An 11,688-nucleotide genomic window follows, 5' to 3' on the forward strand; every position below is an offset into this window, starting at 1 on the left:
CCCGCCTCACATTTTCCACGGTAAGGCCTGTCCCTCCCTCCTCTGTGTCTCCCTGAAGGACAGAGGACGCCATTCCCATGATAGACTGCTCCGCCTGACTTTCGATCATTTCATCCAGAGGCGTCGCCGCCATGATCCCCTGACTCACGTAAGGGGTCAGGAAAAACACAAGAATAAATGTCACAATAGTGGCCGCCAGCGAGACCGCGATCTTGACCGCTCCCCTGTACAGACCGACAACTATGCATATAAGGAAGATTACTCCTGTAGCTATGATTATCCAATTCATATTTTCTCCTTACTTGACAAACCGGACAACCTCCATCCCGTTTGTATTCATCACTATGTATTTATTGACTCCAAAGGCAGGGAACATTTCCAGGATCGTCTCATCCATCTCTCCCTCAAACTTATGAACGCCCGCTCTGGTAAACACGCTGCACTGCGTCCCACCGTACATGATCACCTGCATACCGCATATTTTGATATTGGAGTAGTCCCCGGTAAATTTCTCCGACATGACCATACTGCCGCTCTTGTTGTAAAGGCGCAGCTCATAACCTGCCTCCCCCTCGTTTTTCAACACCAGACCGATGTAGGAAGAGCTGTGGCAGACGCTTTTGACCTCCTTGTCCAGCTCGATGGTCTGCTGCAGGGCGGGTGTATCCTGTCCCCGGTAGATCAGCACTCTGTCATTCCCCACGGCCACGGAAGTATTTTCATCCATAAAAAAGACTGTGGGCGCTATCATGTCCTCATAGGTGTCTGTCACCACCTCGTAATTTTCCGCCTGAGCTCCCGCCTCTCCAAAATTGTAATAGTAGATATTGGAGACGGTCCTGCCGCCACGCACGGTCATGTAGGACACCATCAGAAGCTCTCCGTTCTCGGAGAGACCGATATCCAGGGGATAGCCGTTCCCGGTCATCGCAGAGTCCAGCTCAGCCAGTATATTCCCCGCCGCGTCGTAGCAGACAATCCGCGGCTCGCTGTCCCCGTTTAATATGGCAGCCACAATTCCCTGGGAGGACACGACCGCTTTCTCTATCGGAAGCGTGGTCTCTATCTCTCCTTTCAGTCCCTCCTCATCCACCACGATCATGTCGTTTCCGCCTTTATCTGCCACTACCGCCGAGTCGCCGAATTCATAGACAGTAGGCGTCTGCATCTGATAGGACTGGTTCCACACCTCCTCACCCTTCCGGTCCAGCAGGACAATGCCGTCCCGGCTGTACTTGAGCACCCCGCTGCCGAACTGCCGGTAGCTGCTGTTTCCCGCGTCTTCTGCCCCATATATATCAATCGTACGCACGGAGGTGTATGTCTGGAGATTTATGAACAAAAACACACCCACCAGAACAAGGATCACAGCCGCGGCCGTAATAATCATCCTGCGGCGGGTCCTCCTCCTGTAGTCCCTCACCTGTGCATCCAGCTCCTGCATGGTGGGATCCGGAACCGGCTCTCCCGGCTGCTGCCCGGGCTGCCCTTTTCCCTCCCGCACAATGTGAAATCTTTCTCTTATCTTTTGCCTCATACATCAACCTCGTTTTCTTCTATGGTTTGCTGTCCATGTGCTCCTATTATACCATGGATGCGCCAGTTCTCAAGTGGCAATCCCGCAAAACGTCCCGCGCCCGCAGGTCAGGGGAGCAGCAGCTTCTGTCCGATGAAGATCAGGTTGCCGTCTGTCAGCCCGTTCATCTTGCAGATGGCCTCCGCCTCATCTGTGGTTCCGTAGAGCTTCAGGCTGATCTTGTCCAGAGTGTCTCCCCTCTGCACCGTATAGTACTCTTCTCCGCTCTCCCCCTCCTCGATAACCGGTGTGCTGTCCTCATCGCCGGAGCCGCCGGCTGCAGCGTCGTCGCCGGAGGCAGTCCCGCCGGAGCCGGAGACGTCAGATGCGCCTGCGGCGTCGGAGGCGGTGCCAGAGGTTCCGGAGGCTGACTGCTGATCCGCCTGTGGATCTACCGAGACGTCTCCCTCGGCCGGCTCACCGCCGCCTCCGCCCTGCACAGATTTGGACAGGGTCTCTATGGAGGACTGTACAGAATTCATTTTGTCATAGTTATTCATGGCTGAGATACCGATGGCCAGTACGACAACTACCAGCAGAACGCTTGTGAGGTACACGAGATGAGAATTGCTCCTCTGCTCCTGCGCCTCCAGCTTTTCCTTTACTGCAGAACGAAAATTCTTTGCAGCTCGATCCTCAACCACTTCACTGGGAGAAACGCCGATCTGTTTGCGCGTATTGATCATATAATTCTGCATATCCGGATTTTTTTCATAAAATATGTAATATCCGCCCATCTGCATAAGATCATGGTATTTATATGCAAAATAGATCTCCTCATCCTCCTCGGGATGCTTCATGATAAAAATGCTGTTTTTCTTCAGTCCCAGCTTTTCGTGGATCTGAACCATGCTGCCGCTGAGCACAAGGGGCCTGCCGGGTGCTGCCAGGGCCCAGCCCACCACGTCCCGGCCAGGGAAATACTCGCCGCAATCTCGCAGCGCTTCCTCTCTGGCCGTATCGCTGATGCAGATCTCTCCGTTTTCCTCCGACACCTCTTCGATGCGGACGGCTCCGGTTATATATACACACTCCTGTCCTTCCACTACTGCGTTCTCCCCAAGCAGCAGCGCGCCCGTGGGCTCCTCCTTTGCCTGAGCCCTGAGCTGATCCAGGTAGGTGTCCACATAGTCCTCCACATAGATCTTGGGAGTATCCGAGACATTTCCTACCTGCCTTACATTTTTGGGAAATTTTCTTTCCATATACTCTCACCTCACTGGATATTTTTGCTTATCATAGCACAGGGTTTTTGCGCATTTTAGCAATCGGTGGGGCTTGTCTGTGGAAATTTACGTTATTTTTCTCCCGTCCTCGACGCTTTCAGACCGTTTCTCTTTTCACCCGCGGCAGCACTGTGTCTATATATAGAAAAAGAGCCGGCGTCTCTGCCAGCTCTTCTCCGGTGTATATTTGTTTTCTATTTCAGGAATTCTTTTACCTTGGCGTAAATGCTGTCGCTGTCCAGGCCGTATTTCTTGATGAGCTCCACAGCCGGGCCGGACTCGCCGAAGGTGTCGTTAATGCCGATCTTCATTACCTTTGCCGGTGCCTTCTCGGCAACCACATCGCAGACAGCGCTTCCAAGGCCGCCGATGATGGAGTGCTCCTCCACTGTCACGATCTTTCCTGTCTTGGCAGCCGCCTTGATGACAGCCTCCTCGTCCAGAGGCTTGATCGTGTGGATGTTAATGACCTCTGCGCTGATGCCGTCTGCCGCCAGCTTCTTGGCCGCTGCCAGGGACTCGGACACAGGAAGTCCTGTAGCGATAATGGTCACATCTGTTCCCTCCCGCAGTGTCACTGCTTTTCCAAGCTCGAATTTATAATCCGGATTGTCGTTGATCACCGGAACAGCCAGTCTGCCAAAGCGCAGGTATACAGGTCCCTGATGCTCGTAGGCAGCCTCCACTGCGGCCCTTGCCTCCACATCATCGGAGGGGTTGATGACAACCATACCCGGGATCGTTCTCATGAGAGCGATGTCCTCGTTGCACTGATGAGTCGCGCCGTCCTCACCTACGGAGATACCCGCATGGGTAGCGCCGATCTTCACGTTCAGCTTCGGGTAGCCGATGGAGTTGCGGACCTGCTCAAAGGCGCGTCCTGCGGCGAACATGGCAAAGGAGCTGGCAAAGGGAACCTTGCCTGTGGTGGCGATGCCTGCCGCCACGCCCATCATGTTGGACTCGGCGATACCGCAGTCGATGTGGCGCTCCGGGAAGGCCTTCTTGAAGATGCCAGTCTTTGTGGCGTTTGCAAGGTCAGCGTCCAGAACGACTACATCCTCGTGTTTCTTTCCTAATTCTACCAAAGCATTACCGTAGCTTTCTCTTGTTGCGATCTTCTTTACATCTGACATAATGCTTCACCTGCCTTTTCTAATTCTTCCATAGCTGTCTTGTACTGCTCGTCGTTGGGAGCGGTTCCGTGCCAGGACGCCTGGTTCTCCATGAAGGATACGCCTTTGCCCTTGACAGTCTTTGCAATGATGGCTGTGGGCTGTCCCTTCACCGTCCTGGCCTCCTTGAAGGCAGCGTCGATGGCGTCGAAGTCATGTCCGTCTATGTTGATCACATGGAAGTTGAACGCCTCAAACTTCTTGTCGATCGGGTAGGGTGAGTTCACATCCGTGATAGCCCCGTCGATCTGGAGATTGTTATTGTCCACGATCACCACAAGGTTGTCCAGCTTTCTGTGAGCGGCCAGCATAGAGGCCTCCCACACCTGGCCCTCCTGGATCTCGCCGTCGCCCAGCAGTGTGTACACCCGGTAGTCATCTCCGGACAGCTTTGCGGAGATGGCCATTCCGACTGCCGCGGAGATGCCCTGTCCGAGTGAGCCGGAGGACATATCCACGCCCGGGATGTGCTTCATATCCGGATGCCCCTGCAGGTAGGAGCCTGTGTGGCGCAGCGTCTTTAAATCCTCCACAGGGAAAAATCCTCTGAGAGCGAGAGCTGAATAGTATCCGGGAGCCGTGTGTCCCTTGGAGAGGACGAACCGGTCTCTGTCGGCTTTTTTGGGATCCTTTGGATCGATGTTCAGCTCCTCAAAGTAAAGATAGGTAAAAATGTCTGCTGCTGACAGAGATCCGCCCGGATGACCGGACTTTGCGCTGTGGGTGGCTGTGATGACACCCTTGCGGACCTCATTTGCAGTCTTCATAAGTTCTAATTTGTTCATGAAAATTGCCTCCTGGTGTTTATGGTTTTTTTCGTTTTTCCTTACGCTTCTGTTGTTTGCTCTCCGATGCCTACTCTCCGAAAACTGCCTTGTAATCTTCCTGGAATTTGATGATGCCGGCGTCTGTCAGAGGATGCTTTGTCATCTTCTCGATTACTGCGTAGGGAACTGTGGCAATGTCTGCTCCTGCCAGAGCGCAGTCTGTCACATGCATCGGATGACGGATGCTGGCCGCGATGATCTGTGTGTCGATGTCGCCGGCAACCGCAAAGATTTCAGCGATCTCACGGATCAGGTCCACGCCTCTCACAGAGATGTCATCGAGACGGCCCAGGAACGGAGATACATATGTAGCGCCGGCTCTGGCTGCCAGAAGCGCCTGGTTGGCTGTGAAGATCAGTGTCACATTTGTCTTGATGCCCTCGGATGTGAGCTGCTTGCAGGCCTTGAGTCCCTCTACAGTCATGGGGATCTTGACAACCATGTTGGGATGGATCTTGGCGATCTCGCGCCCCTCTTTGATCATACCCTCAGCATCTGTGGTCGTAGCCTTCACCTCGCCGCTGATAGGCCCGTCCACGATAGACGCGATCTCCGCGATTACTTCCTCAAACACACGACCCTCTTTCGCGATCAGTGAGGGGTTTGTCGTAACTCCGCAGATAACGCCCATGTCGTTTGCCTTCTTAATGTCTTCCACCTTGGCTGTGTCGATAAAAAACTTCATTTTTCTTCCTCCTTGATATGTTGAACGTCTGGCCTAAGCCTATTTGTCTAAATTATATCTCATTTAAAAGGGGATGGTCAATAGTAGTTCCGCCTTATTAATAATTCATCTAATTAATAATATCTAATTATTAATTCCGTTTTTCTATATTTCATGTTAAATCCCTGTTAACATGAACAGAAACAGCCTTTTTTCAGTTTTTTCTCCGCAGCTAAAAGGGCGAGAAATCATTTTATTATTAATAATTTTCTCAAATGCATTAATTTTTCTTTTTTCTGCTCTTTGTCCCGCTCTTCGGATAGGATGTGGTGCCCCGGACGATCAGCCTGGGCTCATACTCCACATGGTAGGTGCTGATAGGCTCCACATCGGTATATTTTTCCCTCCTGGAGTCGATCTTCTTCATGATAATATCGCAGGCGTCACGGCCTTTGAAGATCACGAAGTGTTCAATGGTGGTGAGGGACATTTTGTGCATACTGGCAAACAGAGTGTTGTCACAGCCCATGACGGACACGTCCCCGGGCACCTTCAGCTTCGCCTCCTGGAGAGCATCCAGGATGCCGAAGGCGATCATATCATTGAGTCCCACAATGGCTGTCACATCCTGCTGCTCCGCCAGGAGCTCCTTTGTCAGGTCGTAGCCAATCTTGTACTCCGAGTCGATGTGGGCGATGTCCAGATCGATCTCCTCGTCCGCCGCCTTGATGATGACCTGATCCCTGAGCCCGGCCTTCTCGAACTCCTTCAGGAATCCCTCCACCCGCTTGGACCTCTGCTTCTGCCGCACGGTCAACGGAGGAGCTATATAGGCAACTTTTCTGTGTCCCAGCTCCAGCAGATGCCGGGCCATGATCCTGCCCAGCTTGGAATTGTCCAGCTCTACCGCGTCCACGTTCAGGTGCTCGTTCTGGTTGTTGACAATGACCACCGGAATCTCCTCCGCCAGCTTCTCTACCGTATCCATGAAGCAGTGACTTGGATTGCAGGTGTAGATGATCCCCACCGGATGGAGCTCGTTCATCATCTTCAGATATCGCTCCTCCATCCGCAGGTCCCTCTGGGTGTTGCACACAAAGAGTCCGTAGCCCTGCTCCTTTGCCCGCAGCTCAATGCCCTGCAGGAGCATGACATAGTAGGGGTTTGTGAGATTAGAGCAAAAGACCACCAGGAGTTTCTCCCGGCGGCTCTCTTTGCGCACCTTTCGCTTTGGCAGGACATAGCCCAGTTCCTTGGCCGCCTCCTCCACCTTCCTCACGGTCTCCTTGGAAAAGGACACATTGTATTTCCGGTTCAGCACCATAGAGACAGTCGCCTGGGATACGCCCGCCGCCCGGGCAATGTCTGTAGAAGTCACTTTTTTCTTTCCCGCCATCGTCTATATCTCCGTTCTTCCTTCCAAAGCCCGCAGAAGAGTCACCTCATCGATATATTCCAGGTCGCCTCCCACAGGCACGCCGCTCGCGATGCGGCTCACCTTGATCCCCGCGGGCTTGATCAGCTTGCTGATGTACATAGCGGTTGTCTCCCCCTCCAGGCTGGAGTTGGTGGCTATGATCACCTCATCCACGTCTCCCCTCAGGCGCTCCATCAGCTCCTTGAGGCGGATATCTCCGGGTCCGATCCCCAGCATAGGGGAGATGGCCCCGTGGAGCACATGATAGACTCCGTTATACTTTCCTGTCTTCTCGTAGGCAGCCAGGTCCCTGGGCGTCTCCACCACCATGATGGTCCTGTGATCCCTGTCCGGATTGGCGCAGATGGGGCAAACCTCCTGGTCTGTCAGCGTGCAGCACTGAGCACAGTAGCGGACATTGTCCCTGGCCTCCACAATGGACTGGGCCAGCTCATGAACCTGCTCCTTTGGCATGCTGATGAGATGGAAGGCCAGCCTCTGGGCCGACTTTGGTCCGATCCCCGGCAGCCGGGAAAACTGCTCGATGAGCCGGCTTATCTGACTGCTGTAGTAATCCATACGTTTTTCACCGCCGCTTCTATCCTAGAACAGGCCCGGCATGCCGCCGCCCATTCCTCCGGTAAATTTGGACATGCCTGCCGCTGACTCCTGGTCCACCTTCTCAAGGGCCTCGTTCACAGCCGCCACGATCATATCCTCAAGCATCTCCACATCATCGGGATCCACTGCCTCTTCATCCAGCTTCACCTTCAGCAGCTTCTTGGCTCCGGACACAGTGACCTCCACCGCTCCGCCTCCGGCTGTGGCGGAGAACTCCTTCGTCTCCATCTCCTTTGCCTGCTCTTCCATCTGGCGCTGCATCTTCTGCGCCTGCTTCATAAGATTTGCCATGTTTCCGGGCATTCCACCCGGAAATCCTCCACGTCTTGCCATGGTTTTCCTCCTTGCTCTTCTATCTTACTTTTTCATGTCTGTTCTTCTGTATCAATCTTCTATGGTGATATCCATGTGGATCAGCTTCTCTATATCCACAAAGCTGTCCTCGAAGCGTCTGCCCTCCTCAACCTGGCGGACATCCACCTCCATCTGCTTGCCCGTCTTCTCCGCGATCAGCCGCTCGATCTCTTCCCTGTGCTCCGGCCTGGCCACAAAGGCGGCGCTCACCTCGTCCTCCAGGACGATGAGGAGATGGTCGTTCTCCCCGGCGCTTAAGCGGGCCTTCTTCAGGTAGCTACGCAGCATGGGGGAAGCCTCCTGGGCTATGGCCCGGAAGTCCGACGCCACCGCCTTCACATCCTCGCTGAGAGCCTTCGGAAGCTTCGGCGCGGGCGCGGGATCAGCCGCCTCCTCTCGCACTGCCCGGACTGTCTGGCCGGCCGGGGCGGCTACTCCTGTCTCCTCCAGCTTCTTCACCTCGTCCTCCAGCGCCCGTATCCTGGAAAGCAGGGCGTCCTGGCTTGTCTCCATCTGGGGCCGGCACAGCTTGATGAAGGTCACCTCCAGGAGCACTCTCTTCTGGGCCGCGTATTTCAGCTTTCCTGTCAGCTCTGAGAAAATGCGAATGTACCGGATCAGCTCATCGGTCCCGATCATCTGAGATTCCTCCTTGATCCTTGCCAGGTTCTCTGTGGACACATCCAGCACATCCTCCATCTCCTCGGAGCTCTGCACAAGGAGAAGGTTCCGCAGGTACCAGGTGAAATCCGCCGCCATCTGGGACAGCTCACGCCCCTGCATCACCAGCTCGTCCACAGTCTCGATGACCTTTTTCACATCCCGCTCCAGAAGCTCCCGCAGCAGGCGGCTGAACACGTCCGCGTCCACCGCCCCCAGGACCTCCAGCACATTGTCGTAGGTGAGCCGCCGGCCGATGTAAAAGGCCGTGCACTGGTCCAGAAGGCTCAGGGCATCCCTCATGGAGCCGTCCGCCATTCTGGCGATATAGCGCACCGCCTTGTCCTCCACATCCAGGCCCTCCTTATCGATGAGCTCCCGCAGCCTGTCGGAGATAGTCTCTATGGAGATCCTCTTGAAATCATACCGCTGGCACCTGCTCAGGATGGTCACCGGTATCTTGTGGGCCTCTGTGGTGGCCAGGATAAAGATGACATACTCCGGCGGCTCCTCCAGCGTCTTCAAAAGCGCGTTAAAGGCTCCGATAGACAGCATATGCACCTCGTCGATGATGTAGACCTTAAACCGGCCCTCCGTGGGGCGGTAAGCCACCTCCTCCCGGATCTCACGGATGTTGTCCACACCGTTGTTGGAAGCCGCGTCAATCTCAATCACATTCATAGAAGTGCCGGCCGCTATGGACCGGCACATGGCGCACTCGCCGCAGGGGCTTCCCTCCACCGGGTGCTGGCAGTTGACAGCCTTGGCGAAAATCTTCGCCACAGAGGTCTTTCCGGTTCCCCTTGTCCCGCAAAAGAGATAGGCATGTCCGATCCTGTCGGTCTGTATCTGGTTTTTTAATGTCGTTACGATCGCATCCTGCCCTTTAACGTCCTCAAACTCACCGGGGCGGAATTTCCGGTATAATGCCGTGTAGCTCATCTGCCGCACTCCTTTTCATCAGTTTCACTTCATTTGTCTCCAAAGCTGATACCTGTCATCCTGGCCTCCTGGATGATGCCCGCCTCCGGGTCCACGCATTTCAGCTTTCCTGCCACCTCTGCAAGCGGCACCTTTGTGATCTCGCCGCTCCTGATCGCCATCATGCATCCGAAGTCTCCCTCCAGGATGCGCTCCGCGGCCGCGGCCCCCAGCCTTGTAGCCAGCACTCTGTCGTAAGGACAGGGAGATCCGCCTCTCTGGGTGTGTCCCGGCACCGTGATCCTGACCTCCTGGTCCATCTTCTTCTGGATCTTCTCCGCAATCTCGTAAGCCACGGAGGGATAGTTTGCCTTCGCCTTCTTGGCCTTCAGCTCCTTCTTGGAGAGCTTTGCGTCATCCTTGGAAATAGCTCCCTCAGCCACGGCAATGATGGTAAAATGTTTGCCCTCGGCCGCTCTCCTTTTAATGGCATCCACCACCACCTTGATGTCGTAGGGGATCTCCGGGAGAAGGATGATGTCCGCTCCGCCGGCGATGCCTGCGTGGAGAGTCACCCAGCCCACCTTGTGTCCCATGACTTCCACGATGAACACACGGCTGTGGGAGGTAGCTGTGGTGTGGATCCTGTCGATGGTGTCCGTGGCAATGTCCACTGCGCTCTGAAAACCGAAGGTCATGTCCGTTCCCCAGAGGTCATTATCGATAGTCTTGGGAAGGGTGATGACATTCAGCCCCTCCTCCCTTAAAAGGTTGGCTGTCTTGTGGGTCCCGTTTCCTCCCAGGATCACAAGGCAGTCCAGGTTCAGCTTGTGGTAGGTGTGCTTCATGGCCTCCACCTTGTCCAGCCCGTTCTCATCCGGCACCCGCATCAGCTTAAAGGGCTGTCTTGAGGTTCCCAGGATGGTCCCTCCCCTTGTCAGTATCCCAGAGAAATCTCTGGATGTAAGCATCTGAAAATTCGAGTAGATCAGTCCTTTATAGCCATCCTTAAATCCGTAAATCTCCACGTCATCTCTCTTTGAGCAGACTCCCTTTACCACTCCGCGCATGGCGGCGTTCAGCGCCTGGCAGTCTCCTCCGCTGGTAAGCATCCCGATCCGCAACATAATCCGGTCGCTCCTTTCCTTCTTTGATATTTCTAATTCAGTATACCCTATTTTTGAAAACAGCACAAGAAAAACCACAGCCCCGCACCTCCCGCCCTTTACGTTCTTTCCAAAAGCGAGTATACTGTTAGCGGAGCGCCCTGCGCTTCCGGAAATTTAACAGAAAGCTGGTAACAAAGATATGGATAAACTGGACATCAAGCTCTGGTCTCTGGCCGCCAAAGGTGAGATCGTCCCGGACAGGTCTCTGCTGAAGACCCCGGCGCAGATCAGGGAGATCAGGAAGAGCGCCGACCTGAACACCGGCGTGCTGGATCATGTGGCCGCCCACATAAAGGCAGGCATGAGCACAGCCGAGATTGACAGACTGGTGTACGACTACACCGTCTCCCACGGAGGCATCCCCGCCCCTCTCAATTACGAAGGGTTTCCGAAAAGCGTGTGCACTTCCATCAACAATGTGATCTGCCACGGCATACCGGATGGGAACGAGATCCTCAGAGAGGGAGACATCATCAACGTGGATGTCTCTACTATATTAAATGGATATTTCTCCGACGCCTCCCGCATGTTCACCATCGGGGAGGTAAGCCCCCGGGCCGAGAAGCTGGTGCGGGTCACAAAGGAGTGCGTGGAACTTGGCCTTTCCGCCGCAAAGCCCTGGGGGCATCTGGGCGACATTGCCTGGGCCATCAACAGCCACGCCCGGGAGAACGGCTACTCTGTGGTGGAGGACATCGGCGGCCACGGCATCGGCCTGGAATTCCACGAGGAGCCCTTTGTCAGCTATGTCACGCCCAAGGGAAGCGAGATGGTCCTTGTCCCCGGCATGATGTTCACCATCGAACCCATGATCAACGAGGGGAGCCCGGACTTCTTCATCGACGAGGAGAACGGCTGGACTGTCTACACCATCGACGACGGTCTGTCCGCTCAGATTGAATACATGGTCCTCGTCACAGAGACAGGCGTGGAGGTTCTGACAAAATAAATATGGATCATAAAAAAGACTGCATCCGAAAATGCAGTCTTTTCAGACTGTAGACAAAGTCCCCGGTTTACCCCGGGGCTTTTCTATTGTAGTTATCAACATTTCAATGATCCTTCCGGTTTTTATCAA

At 54.6% G+C, this 11,688-nt stretch carries 11 protein-coding genes and 1 pseudogene; 1 reads left to right on the top strand and 11 read right to left on the bottom strand.

Annotated features, from left to right (window positions below; all coding sequences use genetic code 11):
- The 11 genes and pseudogenes from NI21_RS0106000 to NI21_RS0106050 all read right to left on the bottom strand — a co-directional run.
- Positions 1–289 (bottom strand): annotated as a pseudogene (locus NI21_RS0106000) (hypothetical protein); the annotation flags it as partial.
- A 9-nt stretch (positions 290–298) separates the two neighbouring features.
- Complete coding sequence (locus NI21_RS0106005; RefSeq protein ID WP_033125339.1) at positions 299–1,537, bottom strand: DUF5711 family protein; 1,239 nt, start codon at positions 1,535–1,537, stop codon at positions 299–301.
- Between the two features lie 107 nt (positions 1,538–1,644).
- Positions 1,645–2,781 (bottom strand): LysM peptidoglycan-binding domain-containing protein, encoded by a 1,137-nt coding sequence (locus NI21_RS0106010; protein ID WP_033125340.1) that lies wholly within the window; start codon positions 2,779–2,781, stop codon positions 1,645–1,647.
- A 215-nt stretch (positions 2,782–2,996) separates the two neighbouring features.
- A complete protein-coding gene (locus NI21_RS0106015) occupies positions 2,997–3,938 on the bottom strand; it encodes a transketolase family protein (protein WP_033125341.1) in 942 nt (313 codons plus the stop codon).
- Complete coding sequence (locus tag NI21_RS0106020) at positions 3,926–4,762, bottom strand: transketolase (protein ID WP_033125342.1); 837 nt, start codon at positions 4,760–4,762, stop codon at positions 3,926–3,928. Before NI21_RS0106020 ends, NI21_RS0106015 begins: the two co-directional genes overlap by 13 nt.
- 70 nt (positions 4,763–4,832) lie before the next feature.
- Complete coding sequence (gene fsa / locus NI21_RS0106025; protein WP_033125343.1) at positions 4,833–5,489, bottom strand: fructose-6-phosphate aldolase; 657 nt, start codon at positions 5,487–5,489, stop codon at positions 4,833–4,835.
- A 259-nt stretch (positions 5,490–5,748) separates the two neighbouring features.
- On the bottom strand, positions 5,749–6,864 hold the full coding sequence (locus tag NI21_RS0106030) for a LacI family DNA-binding transcriptional regulator (RefSeq protein ID WP_033125344.1): 1,116 nt from the start codon (positions 6,862–6,864) through the stop codon (positions 5,749–5,751).
- 3 nt (positions 6,865–6,867) lie between these two features.
- Positions 6,868–7,464, bottom strand: coding sequence for a recombination mediator RecR (gene recR, locus NI21_RS0106035; protein ID WP_033125345.1), 597 nt, complete (start codon positions 7,462–7,464; stop codon positions 6,868–6,870).
- 24 nt (positions 7,465–7,488) lie between these two features.
- Positions 7,489–7,839, bottom strand: a complete 351-nt coding sequence (locus NI21_RS0106040; protein WP_033125346.1) for a YbaB/EbfC family nucleoid-associated protein — start codon at positions 7,837–7,839, stop codon at positions 7,489–7,491.
- Between the two features lie 51 nt (positions 7,840–7,890).
- Positions 7,891–9,462 (bottom strand): DNA polymerase III subunit gamma/tau, encoded by a 1,572-nt coding sequence (gene dnaX, locus NI21_RS0106045; protein ID WP_033125347.1) that lies wholly within the window; start codon positions 9,460–9,462, stop codon positions 7,891–7,893.
- A 29-nt stretch (positions 9,463–9,491) separates the two neighbouring features.
- Positions 9,492–10,568: a 6-phosphofructokinase gene (locus NI21_RS0106050; RefSeq protein WP_033125349.1), complete on the bottom strand. Its 1,077-nt coding sequence runs from the start codon at positions 10,566–10,568 to the stop codon at positions 9,492–9,494.
- Between the two features lie 181 nt (positions 10,569–10,749).
- Here NI21_RS0106050 and map point away from each other — a divergent pair, with 181 nt between their 5' ends.
- Entirely contained in the window at positions 10,750–11,559 is an 810-nt protein-coding gene (gene map / locus NI21_RS0106055; protein WP_033125348.1) for a type I methionyl aminopeptidase, read from the top strand.
- Positions 11,560–11,688: the final 129 nt, after the last annotated feature.

The organism is Eubacterium sp. ER2, assembly GCF_000765215.1.
GTDB lineage: Bacteria > Bacillota > Clostridia > Lachnospirales > Lachnospiraceae > Claveliimonas > Claveliimonas intestinigallinarum.

Bases quoted from the DNA above. Each gene is read 5' to 3' on its own strand.
- NI21_RS0106015 (WP_033125341.1), bottom strand. From the start codon at position 3,938: ATGTCAGATGTAAAGAAGATCGCAACAAGAGAAAGCTACGGTAATGCT.
- NI21_RS0106040 (WP_033125346.1), bottom strand. From the start codon at position 7,839: ATGGCAAGACGTGGAGGATTTCCGGGTGGAATGCCCGGAAACATGGCA.
- NI21_RS0106030 (WP_033125344.1), bottom strand. From the start codon at position 6,864: ATGGCGGGAAAGAAAAAAGTGACTTCTACAGACATTGCCCGGGCGGCG.
- NI21_RS0106050 (WP_033125349.1), bottom strand. From the start codon at position 10,568: ATGTTGCGGATCGGGATGCTTACCAGCGGAGGAGACTGCCAGGCGCTG.
- map (WP_033125348.1), top strand. From the start codon at position 10,750: ATGGATAAACTGGACATCAAGCTCTGGTCTCTGGCCGCCAAAGGTGAG.
- fsa (WP_033125343.1), bottom strand. From the start codon at position 5,489: ATGAAGTTTTTTATCGACACAGCCAAGGTGGAAGACATTAAGAAGGCA.
- NI21_RS0106020 (WP_033125342.1), bottom strand. From the start codon at position 4,762: ATGAACAAATTAGAACTTATGAAGACTGCAAATGAGGTCCGCAAGGGT.
- recR (WP_033125345.1), bottom strand. From the start codon at position 7,464: ATGGATTACTACAGCAGTCAGATAAGCCGGCTCATCGAGCAGTTTTCC.
- NI21_RS0106010 (WP_033125340.1), bottom strand. From the start codon at position 2,781: ATGGAAAGAAAATTTCCCAAAAATGTAAGGCAGGTAGGAAATGTCTCG.
- NI21_RS0106005 (WP_033125339.1), bottom strand. From the start codon at position 1,537: ATGAGGCAAAAGATAAGAGAAAGATTTCACATTGTGCGGGAGGGAAAA.
- dnaX (WP_033125347.1), bottom strand. From the start codon at position 9,462: ATGAGCTACACGGCATTATACCGGAAATTCCGCCCCGGTGAGTTTGAG.